Annotated in this window: 17 protein-coding genes and 2 pseudogenes; 11 read left to right on the top strand and 8 right to left on the bottom strand. The window is 37.0% G+C overall.

Translation table 11 applies throughout. The features are described 5' to 3' along the window. The first annotated feature begins 65 nt into the window (after positions 1 to 65). Positions 66 to 320, top strand: a complete 255-nt coding sequence (locus CU635_RS16495) for a hypothetical protein (RefSeq protein ID WP_142382843.1) — start codon at positions 66 to 68, stop codon at positions 318 to 320. 450 nt (positions 321 to 770) lie between these two features. On the opposite strand, the gene CU635_RS16490 is transcribed toward CU635_RS16495, so the two are convergent. The 3 genes from CU635_RS16490 to CU635_RS16475 form a co-directional block, all read right to left on the bottom strand. Continuing rightward, entirely contained in the window at positions 771 to 1,277 is a 507-nt protein-coding gene (locus CU635_RS16490) for a hypothetical protein (RefSeq protein WP_101578483.1), read from the bottom strand. An 87-nt stretch (positions 1,278 to 1,364) separates the two neighbouring features. Further along, entirely contained in the window at positions 1,365 to 1,610 is a 246-nt protein-coding gene (locus tag CU635_RS16485) for a hypothetical protein (protein WP_142383179.1), read from the bottom strand. Positions 1,611 to 1,919: 309 nt separating this feature from the next. Next, positions 1,920 to 2,159: a hypothetical protein gene (locus tag CU635_RS16475; RefSeq protein WP_101578480.1), complete on the bottom strand. Its 240-nt coding sequence runs from the start codon at positions 2,157 to 2,159 to the stop codon at positions 1,920 to 1,922. A 321-nt stretch (positions 2,160 to 2,480) separates the two neighbouring features. On the opposite strand from CU635_RS16475, the gene CU635_RS24115 reads away from it, so the two are divergent. The 5 genes from CU635_RS24115 (at position 2,481) to CU635_RS16460 (ending at position 4,777) form a co-directional block, all read left to right on the top strand. Further along, positions 2,481 to 2,612: a hypothetical protein gene (locus CU635_RS24115; RefSeq protein WP_281258889.1), complete on the top strand. Its 132-nt coding sequence runs from the start codon at positions 2,481 to 2,483 to the stop codon at positions 2,610 to 2,612. A 187-nt stretch (positions 2,613 to 2,799) separates the two neighbouring features. After that, positions 2,800 to 2,979: a helix-turn-helix domain-containing protein gene (locus tag CU635_RS24390; protein WP_101578479.1), complete on the top strand. Its 180-nt coding sequence runs from the start codon at positions 2,800 to 2,802 to the stop codon at positions 2,977 to 2,979. A 275-nt stretch (positions 2,980 to 3,254) separates the two neighbouring features. Continuing rightward, positions 3,255 to 4,022, top strand: a complete 768-nt coding sequence (locus tag CU635_RS16465) for a peptidoglycan-binding protein (RefSeq protein WP_245917498.1) — start codon at positions 3,255 to 3,257, stop codon at positions 4,020 to 4,022. After that, on the top strand, positions 4,022 to 4,114 hold the full coding sequence (locus CU635_RS23880; RefSeq protein ID WP_245917499.1) for a hypothetical protein: 93 nt from the start codon (positions 4,022 to 4,024) through the stop codon (positions 4,112 to 4,114). Before CU635_RS16465 ends, CU635_RS23880 begins: the two co-directional genes overlap by 1 nt. Before the next feature lie 246 nt (positions 4,115 to 4,360). Further along, on the top strand, positions 4,361 to 4,777 hold the full coding sequence (locus CU635_RS16460; protein ID WP_101578478.1) for a hypothetical protein: 417 nt from the start codon (positions 4,361 to 4,363) through the stop codon (positions 4,775 to 4,777). Between the two features lie 372 nt (positions 4,778 to 5,149). Here CU635_RS16460 and CU635_RS16455 read toward each other — a convergent pair whose 3' ends face one another. Next, positions 5,150 to 5,464 carry a hypothetical protein gene (locus CU635_RS16455; protein ID WP_101578477.1) on the bottom strand — a complete coding sequence of 105 codons (315 nt, stop codon included), beginning with the start codon at positions 5,462 to 5,464 and terminating at the stop codon, positions 5,150 to 5,152. A 225-nt stretch (positions 5,465 to 5,689) separates the two neighbouring features. On the opposite strand from CU635_RS16455, the gene CU635_RS16450 reads away from it, so the two are divergent. Beyond that, positions 5,690 to 6,478, top strand: coding sequence for an enoyl-CoA hydratase (locus tag CU635_RS16450; RefSeq protein ID WP_101578476.1), 789 nt, complete (start codon positions 5,690 to 5,692; stop codon positions 6,476 to 6,478). Positions 6,479 to 6,514: 36 nt separating this feature from the next. On the opposite strand, the gene CU635_RS16445 is transcribed toward CU635_RS16450, so the two are convergent. After that, the gene (locus tag CU635_RS16445) at positions 6,515 to 6,700 is read right to left on the bottom strand and encodes a YhzD family protein (RefSeq protein WP_101578475.1); all 186 of its coding nucleotides are present in this window, start codon (positions 6,698 to 6,700) and stop codon (positions 6,515 to 6,517) included. Positions 6,701 to 6,846: 146 nt separating this feature from the next. On the opposite strand from CU635_RS16445, the gene CU635_RS16440 reads away from it, so the two are divergent. The 3 genes and pseudogenes from CU635_RS16440 (at position 6,847) to CU635_RS16430 (ending at position 9,806) form a co-directional block, all read left to right on the top strand. After that, complete coding sequence (locus CU635_RS16440; protein ID WP_101578474.1) at positions 6,847 to 7,746, top strand: ABC transporter ATP-binding protein; 900 nt, start codon at positions 6,847 to 6,849, stop codon at positions 7,744 to 7,746. Further along, a complete protein-coding gene (locus CU635_RS16435) occupies positions 7,739 to 8,992 on the top strand; it encodes an ABC transporter permease (protein ID WP_101578473.1) in 1,254 nt (417 codons plus the stop codon). The genes CU635_RS16440 and CU635_RS16435 overlap by 8 nt, the downstream gene beginning before the upstream one ends. A 207-nt stretch (positions 8,993 to 9,199) precedes the next feature. Then, positions 9,200 to 9,806 (top strand): annotated as a pseudogene (locus CU635_RS16430) (IS1595 family transposase). A 161-nt stretch (positions 9,807 to 9,967) separates the two neighbouring features. On the opposite strand, the gene CU635_RS24475 reads toward CU635_RS16430, so the two are convergent. Continuing rightward, a complete protein-coding gene (locus CU635_RS24475; protein WP_342751464.1) occupies positions 9,968 to 10,429 on the bottom strand; it encodes an amidase domain-containing protein in 462 nt (153 codons plus the stop codon). A gap of 324 nt (positions 10,430 to 10,753) precedes the next feature. Between CU635_RS24475 and CU635_RS24470 the strand changes: the two are divergent. After that, a pseudogene (locus CU635_RS24470) lies at positions 10,754 to 11,294 on the top strand (helix-turn-helix domain-containing protein); the annotation flags it as partial. A gap of 936 nt (positions 11,295 to 12,230) precedes the next feature. Here the strand turns inward: CU635_RS24470 and CU635_RS16415 are convergent. Together CU635_RS16415 and CU635_RS16410 are read right to left on the bottom strand one after the other, a co-directional pair. Beyond that, complete coding sequence (locus CU635_RS16415) at positions 12,231 to 13,208, bottom strand: hypothetical protein (RefSeq protein WP_101578471.1); 978 nt, start codon at positions 13,206 to 13,208, stop codon at positions 12,231 to 12,233. Between the two features lie 50 nt (positions 13,209 to 13,258). After that, entirely contained in the window at positions 13,259 to 13,741 is a 483-nt protein-coding gene (locus tag CU635_RS16410) for a hypothetical protein (RefSeq protein WP_101578470.1), read from the bottom strand. Positions 13,742 to 13,867: the final 126 nt, after the last annotated feature.

Genomic DNA, 13,867 nt, shown 5'->3' with positions numbered 1-13,867 from the left:
CGAAAGTAAGTAGAAGGCCTTTGAGGTCTGGCCAGTAAGAGTAGTACATTTGGCGAACCATTCTGATGTATCTTTCTCGAACGAGAGAAATTGCCAAGATGTACTTGGAACAAAGCGGAGAAGTTAACATTCCTGAAATGGGGATTGTTTGTAAAGATGAAAATAAACGTGCTGCCATATATGAAACATTGTACAATTGGACAGTAAGCTTCAGAAAGATTCTTGAAAAAAAAACTGGCGTACACCTTGATATGAACCCTCATAGTTTCAGACACAGCTTGCTTGAGAATTACGAGAATGGAAACGCACTCCAGTTTTAAATTGGAGTTAAACCATTATTATTCTTTGGTACATCGGTCCCTGGTTATAATACTCATCGTACATCTTATCAAGTAGTTTCCAGCGTTCTGCGTTTTTCAAGTTTTCATGATCTCCAGAACTTGCTCAACTGTATATTTTTTATCCATAAAAAAATCGTCCTTCATTATTTTGAAGTCTGTTCAAGATTCTTTCATGATTGCCTGCTTTACCAGTTAGATATTCAACATCTTTATTCAAGTCTTCCGTATTCTTATCGATGCGTTTTAGAATTGCACAATCGTATCGTCATTGGAGCCGAAAGCCAGGTTAGTGATGTTCTTCTCTTCTTTTCAACTTTATCGAACCGTTGGTTCATATCGGTTCTTAGTTGCTAAATAGCTTTTAAAGTTTGGTCCACTTCGAACACTACTTATAGAATAATTATACACATTTTATAATGTCTGAATAGCTTATTTGGACCCCGTATCCTCATTCATTTTCGTATGTATCATATTCAGAGACGTTTCGAATTCTGAAACCAACTCTTCATAATTTTCAGGATCATGTTTAGAAATCTCAAAAGCTACGTTCTGCCATTCAGAAAATTCTTTGCTCAATCCAGCTTCTTTGATCTCGTTTTCGAAATAGTTAATATAACGCACTACGGAGTTGGATAACTGTAATTCAGCGTTTCGATCATCTGCATATACACTACGGTATTCACTTCCATCAGTCCAATCCCTTTGCGTGCTGTTTACGAATCCTTCAAGACTATTGAATTCGGTAGCTTCCACTTGGAACTCAGAAATATTAGTCTCAATTGGATGTTCAGCAGCTTCAACTTGTTCGATGGGTTCCATGGGTTCGGATTTTTTTATTGGTTTCTCCCCTGCTTTGGTGCCTTCAGTGTTAATAAATTGTGATGCCACAAATCCAACACAAAGTATAGATACTGCTATGATTACAATTTTCTTCATTTCAAAAATCTCCCCCTTTGGTTTAAGACTAACAAAAAGAGATTTTAAGTCAATAGAAAGACTGGAAAAAGTCCAGTCTTATTTAGATCAGTCGAAGTGCAGAATTCCTTTATTTACAGCGTTCATGAAAGCTTTAGGTGTGGCAGCCTTGAACAAGCTAACTGACCAAGCACGAGCATCTTCTTCAATATCTTTTCGATAAAGTTTCAGATCCATCTGGTTTTGCATGTGGTGCATGAACTCCTGAAGCAAAGTTACAAGGCTCATCTTCTTGAAAAAGGTTATTCGGGTCATCCAAGGTTCATAGAAACCTCCACCTGTTTGATTGTACATGATTTCATCTGAATCAAAACTAATTTCTGCTCTTTGAATTTGGTAACTTCAGAAACGAGATTTAGCCACATTTATGAGAACGATCTTTTCATCAAGTGTTTTGTCCTTCTTCCAGAATCTGTTTTTAACCAACATTTTAGTTGCATTAACGGTTCGATCATCGTGTTTTGAAAAGCAGTTGAATAATTCATTTAGAACCTCCGATTTTTTGTTTTTATATTTCGAACTGATAAAAACACCGATCACTCGGCTTACTTGAACAGGTAACCACCTTCTTAGAATTACGACCAGAGACTGTTTTGTACCAGTTTACAAACTGTGCTTCACCCAGCCCTGATCGCAGATCGCATTTTCATTCGCCCACTTGAAAGTCTCGATCAATCCTTCGATTGTTCTAACCAGTTGGCCATCTTTGAAAACTTCAATTGTACGAGTGCGGCCTTTATGGGAAGTTGAAGAAGGTTTTTCATTTTGTTGAGCTTGTTCTTTAACAATTGTTTCTGCTTCTAAGACAGGAGTTAAAACATCAATTAATTTTTGCTTGTTCATATCCCATCTTCCAGCAATATTTTTTTCGGTGCTGGGGTGGATATGTATTTAAATGCTGCCGAAGACAAAGTATATAGGAACCTTCTATTCATCAACATTCTACATCCGCTAATGTATAACTTACTGATCTAAAGATCAGGCCCGGTTCCCGTGGGTTATATTAAAAAAGAACCGCTCCTGTAGATATTACTAGAGCGGTTTTTTTATTACAAAGTACATGGTACCGCGGACTAAATATATTAATCTGCGGGTTGTGAAAATTACTCTAAATCTTTCTTTATGATTATGCAAGAAAAATAAATAAATAGGAGGTGGAACATAATGCCGTGTAGAGAAACGTATCCAAATGTCTGTTCAAGGGAAACGGCTGCCGTATGTGGCTCTTCTTATTCAGCAAGTGCCATTGCAGCGAATGTGAGAATAAATTCACCATGTACATCAAATACACCATGACACTTCAAAGATGGGATTATAACATCGGGATGTGGTTCGATTCACGATCACGCACTAGATATAGTAATGATGGGGTTAACCACTCGTTCAATGTGAACAGAATAGGTACGGACTGGCGATTGAAAGTCGAGCCGCATGTCTCAAATCCGAACATGTGCGATTCACCAACGTTCAGACACTAAGGAAAATGAAGGATAGTTTATATACACTCGTGAAAAACTCCAAAACAGATAATAATTCACTGAATACTGTCATCGAGCTGTTTTCTCCAAAAATTGTGTCCTCCCTTAATCAAACAAATCAGCAAGATAGGGAAGATTTATCCCAGGAGATTAAAATGAAATTGTTATTTTGCATTAGAAATTAAGATGTGGAAAATATTCCAGGATATTTTCAAATGATTAGACTGCTGAAAAAAGGAAACTGTAAATATTGAATAAAACTGAACACATCATCTAAGTATATGCATGACGGCTTTTTTACTTTATAAAAATTTTTTCAAGAGGGTTGTATCTATTTATATGAAACTTTCTTTAATAATTAACATGTTCATAATAGCTTGAAAAAAGCATGGAGAAGATACCACTTCTTCAAGTGAAAGTGAATATGTCACACAAAAAAACTAAGGGAGGATGATGTTTAATGTTTGATGGTGATGTAATGGTATATGAAGTACAAAGATGGGTGAATTCAACTTATCAAGGGATGCCCGGGTTTATTCCGGCCCCGGAAAATGGAAAAACAGGTTGGTCAACAATGTATGCTCTTACAAGAGCTCTTCAAATTGAATTTGGCTTAACTCCAGTAGACAATTTCGGAAATGGCACCGCACAAGCTTATAGAAATTGGGGAGAAATGGAACTCGGAAAGGTACCAGATACTCTTCAAGGACAAAGAATTGTAAGAATTCTGCAAGGCGGTATGTTTTGTAAGGGATATAACCCAGGAGGATTTACCGGGACATTTGGAGAAGGAACAAAGAATGCCGTAATTAAATTGCAAACAGATGCTAATCTGCCGGCTCGCGATGGAAAAGTATATGATTATGTATTTAAGGCGTTTCTAGTAATGGATGCTTATGTATTAATGGCCGGTGGAGACCTAAGAGTAAGAGAAATACAGCGTGATCTGAACTACTACTATTTTAGTACTGCTGGTGTACAGCCTTGTGATGGCCATTATCAAAGAGGAACTAACAGAGCCCTGATATACGGTATTCAAACAGAAGAAGGGATTCCTGCAAGCCAACAAACTGGGGCAGTAGGCCCTTCCACAACAGATCGTCTTCCGACGTTATCCGTTGGCAGTAGCGGCAATTTCGTAAAGCTGTTCCAATTTGCTTTATATCTCAAAAATTTTGACCCTGGAGCTTTAATAGCCAATACGATACAAGTGTTAAAACTACTGTAATAGAATTTCAGAAGTTTACTATATTAACTCCTGATGGAGTTGCAGGTAAGCTGACTTGGCTTTCTTTACTTCAAAGTATAGAAATGAAGTAAGTATGTAAATAAATAAAGAATCCAAACATAACACTGAAAAGGTCAAAACAGGTAAGCACGTTTTGACCTTTCGAAATTATATTATACTTATAAATTTTTGTTGTTATTAGCGCCTAACATTAATTTTGGAACACTCTAAAAATCAACGAATGTCCCTATTTGACCCTTAAAAATCCTAGTGACTCTTATTTATATATAAATAATATGTTAAAATGACATAATTTACTTTTTATAGGGTGTGATGTATTGTCGAGAGCAGTAGGCGTTTTGTTATTAGCACTGTGTCTATTTTTCGCTGGTACCTATTGGTATACTGAACGTCAAATTAACAAAGAACCTGAAATTATTGGTGATTTTTCAATTTCTGTAAGTACATCTCCAAACAAAGTTAATATAGTCGAAATTAAAGAAATGTATGAAGAATTTACAGAAGCAAAAGAAGGAACAACTGAACCAGCATTTCATTCTCTTCGTATTTATTATGGGGAATATGGAAGCGTTCTAGATAAATATAAAGAACTCGAAGTCAATGATGTTCAAGAAATAGATTATTTTGACTTCCATTGGAAGGACGATGAACATGTAACGGTGCAAGTGTTCAGTAGAAACGAACAAGGGAAAAGTTATATGTCACAAAGTTTCGATTTTAATATATCTAATTAAAGTTATTAATAGAATGATACTTGTTAATAACTGTAAATGTTACTATCTGATCCTTAAATATAATCGGAAAACCATTGAAATGCTAGACAGAACAAGAGTGATTCGGGGATTATAAACAATCCTAAGGAAACATACATGTTTCTAATCGAATTGTCTTTGTCGCCTTCACGAATAGTCAATATTGAGCGATAGATTGAGAATAACAACAAGAAAAGTGATGTAATAGCAAAAATACATGTAATGGTTACATAAACCGACCAATAATCTACTCTAGGTTTCGTACCATCAATTATGTAAGGGTCGGGTGCAGGAAAGCTAATGTTCACAAATATAATAATCGACCGAGCCGCAAGTTCGTTCTTAATATTTGAATTAATCTCCCCTGTTTTGCGCAATTAGGTCCTTCAGCACCTGGCAGGCCATCGTTTGTATTAAATTACAGGATGGCCCGGCTAAACCAGGAATGATCGCATTGATCAGCCACTTACTTAAACTGCGGCCGCAATGCCCTGGCAAAAATGAAAACATCAGCAAGCCGGGCCAACGGACAAAGGCGGAACTAACTTGCAGCACTGAATCGCCATAGTGATAAATTGTGCAGCACACATGTTGAATCATCAATCGGTTTTTCACAAGCTGTCTCTTCGGATAGTTTTCGCTCCGCAGGGCACTTTGCTTAAATGACATCCATGTTTAATCTTGGTCTGACGGTGGAAATAAAATAACTGTGCGATCCAGCCCGACAAGTTGTCACGCTGATCCCTCTCTAACTAACATTCTTTTTTTAAAACAGTATACTGGCATTCAGTCTCGTTTTCAAACGTTTAAAATTATTTCGAAAAATTTGTTTTTTTATCCTGCGCTCTCGTTTTATAATAGAAACGAGACCGGAGTCGATAAGGAGGAGATCAAATGAAGACTGAATTTGCCACCAATACGGTAAACGTCCATGTGGATGGCCGGGTTGCAACCGTGGAAATGAACCGTCCCGATACTTTAAATGCACTCAATAAAGAAATGATTAAAGAATTAGCAGTAAAATTGAAAGAATTAAGCCTTTGTGATGATGTTGACATTGTGTTGCTTAAAGGAAACGGCAGGGTTTTCTCATCCGGCGGCGACATTAAGTCAATGCTTTTGGGCATAAGTGAAAGCGATTTCCTTCAAGTGATGGATTGTATTAACGAGCTGATTGTCACCCTTTACAGCATGCCAAAATTGACTATTAGCGCAATTACCGGGGCGGCTGCAGGGCTTGGCTTAAGCCTTGCGTTAACAACCGATTATATTTTAGCTGAACGATCAAGTAAAATAGCCATGAATTTCATCGGAATCGGCCTGATCCCGGATGGGGGTACACACTTCTTCCTTGAGCGCCGGCTCGGCGAAACAAGGGCAAAGCAGCTGATCTGGGATGGCAAGGTTATGTCTGCGGATGAAGCCATGCAATTGGGTCTTATCCAGGAGGTTGCAGACGAAATCGGCGAGGCATTAAGCGAAAAATTAAATGACTGGCTCAACCGCCCCATACAGGCAATGGTGAAAACGAAGAAAATTATGGCAGAAAGAAACAGGCCGCATCTTTTAAAAACATTGGAACTCGAAAAGCACGGACAATATAAAGTAAGACAAACCCGCGACCACCAGGAAGGAATTCAGGCATTTCTAGAAAAAAGGCAGCCAAAGTTTATTGGGAAATAAAGATTAAAAAAGCAAAGGAGCGATCCTTTGCTTTTTCTAAGGATGAAACAAAACGAGTTTGCCACTTGGTGATGTGCAGCGGTGTGTTTTGTCGAGAAGATTTTTATCCTCGAGCATTTTTTCGCCAGCTGCTTTAGCCTCGTCATCGTTGCTGGCTTGAAAAGCTTCATCCAAAATCTTTTCCCCGTCTTTTTCAAACGCCGTTAATTTATACGTTTTCATAACAGTACCCCTTTGTTATAAAATTCAGATTACTCACTATTATTCTTGCATAATTTCTTTTTGAACGCAAAGTTTAACTTACAATAAGCGAAAGGAAACTTTTTAAATCGGTTAACCGTACTACATATGGTAGAGGAGGAATGAAAATGGCTTTACAGCTTGACCATGTTACAAAAAAATTTGGAAACTTCACTGCAGTGAATGATTTATCTATTCTGATCCCTGAAAAAGAGATGTTTGGTTTTTTAGGAGCGAATGGCGCAGGGAAAACGACAACGTTTCGGATGATTCTGGGCCTGCTCGATACGAGTGATGGGAAAATTACTTGGGATGGCAAGCCAATCAACTATACGACGAGTCATTTGATCGGCTACCTGCCAGAGGAACGAGGTTTATATCCAAAGTTGACCGTAAAAGATCAAATTGTTTACCTCGCGAGACTAAGAGGAATGAAGAAGCAGGATGTCATTCAGGAGCTTGATTTTTGGCTGGACCGTTTTAAAGTTCCCGACTATAAGAATAAAAAAATAGAGGAGCTTTCAAAGGGTAATCAGCAAAAGATTCAATTCATCGCCGCTGTCATCCATAAACCAAAGCTGCTTATTCTCGATGAGCCGTTCAGCGGCCTTGACCCGCTTAATGTTGAGCTCCTTAAGGAAGCTGTTCTTGAATTAAAAGAAAACGGGACAACGATCGTTTTTTCAAGCCACCGGATGGAGCATGTCGAAGAAATGTGTGAGCATTTATGCATCATGCATCACGGAAAACCAGTCGTAATGGGCGCCCTTAAGGAAATAAAGCGTTCTTTCGGGAAGAAGAACCTGATTATTCATGCTGATTTCAATTTGGACTTTCTGAGGGACTTTTCCGGGGTTACGAAGGTGAAACAAACAACAGAAGGAGTTCAACTGCAAATTGAAGGGGAAAAGGTTGCGGAACAATTATTTTTTGAAATAGCTAAAAAAGGGTTCGTGCGAAAATTTGTATTAGAAGAGCCTTCTTTAAATGATATTTTTATCGAGAAAGTAGGTGATTCCTATGAATAACTTTTGGATTATACTTTTTCATACATACTGGAGCAAGCTAAAGACAAAGTCGTTTATTGTGACGACTCTGATCACTTTAATCATTGTGATCGGATTAACCAATATGTCAAACATCATCGACTTTTTTAATCAAGATGATGAAGCTGGCACGATCGCAGTGCTTGATAAGAGCGGAGAGCTTTATGAGTCTTTTGAGCAACAGCTGGCTACGGCTAATGACACAATAAAGCTGACTAAATACGCTGGTTCTGAAGCCGACGCTGCAGCTGATGTTGAAGCCGAAAAATTTGCTGGCCTTCTTGTTTTGTCATTAGATGAGGCGGGACTCCCATCCGCAACCTATAAAGCGATGAGCATTGCCGACTCAACTGATTCAGCAGATTTGCAAAACGCACTGCAACAGATGAAAACGATGATGGCTGCTTCGCAAATTAATCTTTCTTCCGAGGATTTGAACCGGCTTTACGAGCCAGTTACTTTTGACAAAATTGCTCTCGAGGAGAACGCAAAAACGGAAGAGGAGCTTAACCAGGCAAGAGGGCTCGTTTACGTCCTGCTTTTTGTGATTTATTTTTCTGTGATTATGTATGCAAACATGATTGCAATGGAAGTGGCAACTGAAAAGTCTTCCCGTGTCATGGAGATCCTGATTTCAAGTGTTTCACCGATTAAGCAGATGTTTGCCAAAATTTTAGGAGTGGCGTTGCTCGGCTTAACGCAGTTATTGGTGATGGTTTCGGTTGGATATTTTGCCATAGAACAAAACCTTGATACGATGAAAGGCGGTTTCTTCGAATTTTTTGGATTTGGTGAAACGCCACTCGCAACAATAATCTATGCAGTTATCTTCTTTTTGCTCGGTTATTTCCTTTACGCAACGATGGCCGCATTTTTAGGCTCACTCGTCAGCCGGATTGAGGATGTCCAGCAAATGATTACACCGATGACGCTGCTCGTCGTAGCAGGCTTTATGATTGCGATAACAGGCTTAAGCCAGCCGGAAGCTTCGTTTGTCACGGTCACATCGTACATTCCTTTCTTTGCGCCGATGTTAATGTTTATGCGCGTTGGTATGCTGACTTTGCCAGTTTGGGAACCGCTTCTTAGCATCGCGATTCTCTTGCTGACGATTATTTTATTAGCCGTATTTGGGGCACGCGTTTATAAGGGCGGGGTTTTAATGTACGGAAAGTCAAACTCGTTCAAAGATATTAAAAAAGCACTTCAGCTTACGAAAAAGAATTAACTATGCCCCCTGCTTATGCAGACGATCGGTGGATGGTCTGTGCATAAAGCGGGATTTCTCGTGGTACGGAAAAAGTTTTTATGAATGGCATCAGTGCGCCATAGTGGGTTTTACACGTCTTTTATCTAGCCTGTTTTCGTAAATATTGTGGATATTGCCTAATTCCCTTATAATAGCTGTAAGAACAAGTGTACGGGAGGGTTTCCAATGTGGGAAGATGTGTATCAAACTTACTTTGATTTGCCTGATGATGAAAAGGAAAAGTTTATTCGAGCGATAGAGCGAGATAAAACCGCCAACAGTTCTGATATTGCCAAACTAATTTCCAACATTCGAGAAACCCGTTTTAGCGAAGGACTGGGGTGTGTTCACTGCGGTTCAACAACGGTAGTCCGTCACGGAAAGTACCGTGGTCTCAATCGGGGAGAGCGTTCTTCAAGGTGTCATTGAAAGTGATGAGTTAGCGGACTATATCGAGCCATCCAGCATTTTATGTACTGATACAGCAACTAATTACAAGAAATTCGCCAAAATGAAGAAACTTCCGCACGAAACTATAAACGCTAGTAAAGGTATCTATGTGCGTAAACACATTTATCATATCCAGCACGTTAACAGTTATCACAACCAGCTAAAACAGTGGTTAGATAGGTTTCAGGGAGTCTCTACACGATGGCTGGATAATTATCTATATTGGTTCCGTTTCCTCCAACTTAACAAGAAGTTGCCGTATGGAGAGCAAATTACTTCGCTTCTATTGGGATGTTGCAGAAAATCAAATTATACAACCATTGAAGGGCTTAGGGTTGCCTAATATACGCTTCTGGCAGCCGAGGAAAAATTACTTTATGGGGTAGCGTCAGGAAAATGCGGATTTACAACGCTAAGCCTATTTTCCTGACGAATCCCCCATTTTTAACAACGTTAATTAGAGGCTTTATCCATTTCATAACCGTAAACTGTATAACCACTGTTTTACCAGGTACCTACTGTTGTTTGCTCTTCTTTATCGGAAGTGTGCTGTGTTAACCACTTTCCAGAAGAAGAAGTGCTACTTGATCTAGTGATGATTGCAGTGTGATCTATATCTCCATCCTTATCGAAATCAGCATTTACTACGTCACCTACACCTAATGAAGATACAGAAGAAGCGACACCAGCTCTTACTTTCCAAACTTTATAAAAACTATTTGCTCCACCCCATGAGTGTGAAGGTCCTGAATTGCTATAATACCAATCATATCCATCAATTTGACGCATCGAACCAGCAGCTAAAGCTTGCGATACGAAATTCGTAAAGTCATTCCAACAGGAAGTACATCCATAATATCCAGAATAGTATGGGAATTGTGAGTTATTTCTTAATGTAGAAGTGTTGCTTGTCCATTTATATGCGTAATCTCTAGCTGCAGTTGGATTGTATCCATTAGCAGCCATTAGTGAATATCCAGGATTGACAATAGTATCTAGGGTTTCTTCTGTATCAGTAATGGGTAACAATTCTTCTAATTCAGACTCTTTTATATTACTAATTGAATTTTGAGGGCTGCTCTTCTTTAATTTCAATTTATTTATCTTTTCATTTTTTTCGTAGTTCTCATATAAGTCAATAAATTTTACGAACTCCAAAATTACTTTGAAATCTTTTGATGAAAATTCATCCATTGCCGTACCGAGTGATTTAACGTTTTGTTGATATTCAACATTATCTAGATCTTGAACAACGTCTACTCCCTTGTTAACGAAATATTCATTAACTAATTTAAAAATGATCACAACGGTGTAGATCAAGAAGAAGTAAATAAAGCAATGGGAACTTTAAGTAAAGCAACTGGAGGTAAGGAGATATATATTGCTACTAAGCGTTCTCCGAAATCGAAAGTGAAGTTTGCACAATTTATTCAAGATAATTGGGACTATGCTTTAGAAATTGGCTATTTTACTGATGAAGAAATGCTTTTTTTATTACGAATTCATCGTTTTTTGCAGTTTAAAAGTAATTGTATCGTAAATGATATTCATTCACGAAGTCCAATTCCTATGACACAAAAAGCAATAGCTGAACGACTAGGAACAAGTACTCCAACGGTTAGTAAGATTGTAAATAATCTAAATTAATAAAGGTGTCATTGTAAAAGCAAACGGACATAAATCTGAAGGTGTAAGAGCTCGTACACATGCTTTATTTATTAATCCTAATATTATTTATTGTGGTGAGCGTGATAATGTAGAAATGACTTTAAAAGCGTTATTTACGAACTCAAAACCACTCTTTAAAGATTTTCCAGTAGCCCTTTTTTAAGGGCTATTTTTTTGTTTTTCAATAGTTATTAAATCTGATAACTAAGGTTATTAAATCTGATAACTATTAAAACTACCATAAACCCTTGATATAATAGGCTTTTCTAATAGATTAATAGTCATTTTACTCTCACTCTCTAAATAAGGTCTATTCTCCATGCAAGGTTCGGGTAGTATTTTTTGTCCTTCGGAACGCTATCGCTCAAAAAATCTCCACCCTTTCCCCCTTGCATTCCGAATTTTGGCAGGTGTAGGACTGTCGCCAAGCCGAACATACCCAAAACGAGGATTTAAGAAGTCGGCTTGCTCTGACCATTGTACCTGCCAAACCGCCAGTGTTTTCGTTCGTTGTATTGATCTTTAGCTATATTCAGCTACGTTATGTGGGGCTAGCCCCACACCCCAGCCATCCACCACCCCAAAACAAGGGGAAAAGACCAAAAGATAAAATACTAGCCTTAAAGGCTAAAAGGTTGCCATCAAGGCAACTAAAACCTTATTTGTAAGGGGATAGTTAACATAAGCGATGTTATCGGTATTGAAAAAAGATCGAAGGTCCTTTTACTGCTTATGGAGATTATCTCCATTTTAAAAGTATTTGTGGCTTCTCCCTCAACGCTGTAAACAGTAGAAGACCTCGATCACAATGATGTTGTGTGGTCCAGGTCTTCTACTACTGGTTTCAGTCGGAGACATTATATGGGGTAATGATAGCATCCATTAATTTTAAAAAACGTATTATTTTTTATCTTTTATAAAACGATGTTTAGTTAAATAGTAAATACCTAGTATAATAAATGCTAAACTATAAACATTAATGTCATTTACAATTGTAAATAATATACTGCTTACAATCAAAAAAGTTGCACCCAAAATTTTATCAAGAAATTTGTTATTCAAAATAAGCCCCTCTCTTCCTTTTGGAAATTACAAAAGTCTAGTCATTAATTTTAATTTTTGTTCTTAGGCTAGAAAACGGAGAGAATAAACTATAAGGATTTTCGTCAGGTAGTTCGATATAAGGATCTGGTAACAATAATACAACAAATATATTATCATTTTTATTAAATTTCTGTATTTTTAAATTAGCTTTTATTTTTTTTGCTTGGTCTGGTTCTAGATGATCATAAATATATAGGTTGTTATTAATTTTGATTTGTTCCCAATTAAGTAAAGAAACGATATAAAAATTCATATTTTTTTTTTCTTTGTTTCCATAAATAATGCTATAGTCTACAATATTCCTATTTTCTTTAGTGACTTCTTCTTTAAACCAAGCAGTATAATCTTCATTTTCTTTATTTATAAACACACCATGAACTTTATTTTGATTATTGCTAACAGTTTTTGAAAAAAGATTAGGTCTCTTATCTGGTATTTCATTTATATCACGAAGTATATTGACCCTTATACTATATAATTGAGACATTCTTAGTGCTTTTCCAAAATCATCTTGTATTAGATCGGGATCTCTAATAATTATGTAATTTACTGAATGGAATCCCTTATTTAATTCCTTAATTGTAATAGGAATATCTGCAAATTCACCTGGTTTTAAAGTGAATTTGTAGTTAATATATTTTTTATTGTTAACATGGTATGGCAATTGTTCTCCATGATTAAAAATTATTAATAAAAAATTACCTTCTTTAGAAGTTTTATTACCAAATACTATATTTTTTGAAAAATTATCTTTTTTTGTGAAGAAGGTTCTTTTTGGTTCAATTTTATTTGAATCGTATAATCCTAAAGAAAAACCCTCCTGTTCTTTAGCGACAGGTAACATATCTTTATCATAACTACTATTTGTATTTTTTTTATTAGATGTATTTGTATTTTCATTATTAGATGAAAAATCATGTGTACATGCTGATAATAACAAACTTAAGACAAAAAATAATTTTAAAAATCTCATATTTTCCCCCTATAAAAACAAGCCGTTTTTTTAAAACGGCTTGTTTTTCCTTAAGATGAATAATCTGTAGTGACAGGATACCAACTTTGGTAACCTGCTTCTTGGAATGTGTGAGTTGTTTGTCCCTTATATTGCCAACAACAGTTAGTTGATTGTTGCCACGCTGTTGCACTAGCTACGGCCGCATTTGATTTAGTTTGAGTTGCAGTATCTTCTACAGCGTTATTATAATACAGCGTAGTATTCACTCCAATTCTATCTATAGCCCGATACGTGGTTTTAGATGAACTTGTATAGGATTTTGAACTACCTGTTCCATACACTCTTAATTGTGGCCATCCAAATTGCCATTCTTTCCCTACAATTGTGTTAGCAACCCAATGTGGAGCTGCCAGTGTTGTAATAGAATCACCACTTGCTGTTGGAGTAATTGCTTTTTCTGTTTCTGATTTTATTACTTCCCCTTGTTTGTTATAGTAGTCTTTTTTTGTTACTATTTCACCATCTTTAGTTGTGTAGTTTGAGTCAAGCATTTGTTGGCGGAATTTATTTCCACCTAAAACGTGTAAGCGGATTCATGAATTTGGGGTTCTTTCTTGTTGATCAATAGTCGTTTTTTAAAATCCTTTAAGTGCCTTTAAGGCTATGTATACCGGAAT

It is taken from the genome of Bacillus canaveralius (assembly GCF_002860125.1).
GTDB lineage: Bacteria > Bacillota > Bacilli > Bacillales > Cytobacillaceae > Bacillus_BJ > Bacillus_BJ canaveralius.
Note: the sequence above shows the minus strand (reverse complement) of the source record. Positions and strands in the feature narration are given on the sequence as shown.

What these genes read in the sequence shown, in the direction of transcription:
- CU635_RS16495 (WP_142382843.1), top strand. Translation starts at nt 66, where the DNA reads ATGTATCTTTCTCGAACGAGAGAAATTGCCAAGATGTACTTGGAACAA.
- CU635_RS16490 (WP_101578483.1), bottom strand. Translation starts at nt 1,277, where the DNA reads ATGAAGAAAATTGTAATCATAGCAGTATCTATACTTTGTGTTGGATTT.
- CU635_RS16485 (WP_142383179.1), bottom strand. Translation starts at nt 1,610, where the DNA reads ATGTACAATCAAACAGGTGGAGGTTTCTATGAACCTTGGATGACCCGA.
- CU635_RS16475 (WP_101578480.1), bottom strand. Translation starts at nt 2,159, where the DNA reads ATGAACAAGCAAAAATTAATTGATGTTTTAACTCCTGTCTTAGAAGCA.
- CU635_RS24115 (WP_281258889.1), top strand. Translation starts at nt 2,481, where the DNA reads ATGCCGTGTAGAGAAACGTATCCAAATGTCTGTTCAAGGGAAACGGCT.
- CU635_RS24390 (WP_101578479.1), top strand. Translation starts at nt 2,800, where the DNA reads ATGAAGGATAGTTTATATACACTCGTGAAAAACTCCAAAACAGATAAT.
- CU635_RS16465 (WP_245917498.1), top strand. Translation starts at nt 3,255, where the DNA reads ATGTTTGATGGTGATGTAATGGTATATGAAGTACAAAGATGGGTGAAT.
- CU635_RS16455 (WP_101578477.1), bottom strand. Translation starts at nt 5,464, where the DNA reads ATGTCATTTAAGCAAAGTGCCCTGCGGAGCGAAAACTATCCGAAGAGA.
- CU635_RS16450 (WP_101578476.1), top strand. Translation starts at nt 5,690, where the DNA reads ATGAAGACTGAATTTGCCACCAATACGGTAAACGTCCATGTGGATGGC.
- CU635_RS16445 (WP_101578475.1), bottom strand. Translation starts at nt 6,700, where the DNA reads ATGAAAACGTATAAATTAACGGCGTTTGAAAAAGACGGGGAAAAGATT.
- CU635_RS16440 (WP_101578474.1), top strand. Translation starts at nt 6,847, where the DNA reads ATGGCTTTACAGCTTGACCATGTTACAAAAAAATTTGGAAACTTCACT.
- CU635_RS16435 (WP_101578473.1), top strand. Translation starts at nt 7,739, where the DNA reads ATGAATAACTTTTGGATTATACTTTTTCATACATACTGGAGCAAGCTA.
- CU635_RS24475 (WP_342751464.1), bottom strand. Translation starts at nt 10,429, where the DNA reads ATGGCTGCTAATGGATACAATCCAACTGCAGCTAGAGATTACGCATAT.
- CU635_RS16415 (WP_101578471.1), bottom strand. Translation starts at nt 13,208, where the DNA reads ATGAGATTTTTAAAATTATTTTTTGTCTTAAGTTTGTTATTATCAGCA.
- CU635_RS16410 (WP_101578470.1), bottom strand. Translation starts at nt 13,741, where the DNA reads ATGCTTGACTCAAACTACACAACTAAAGATGGTGAAATAGTAACAAAA.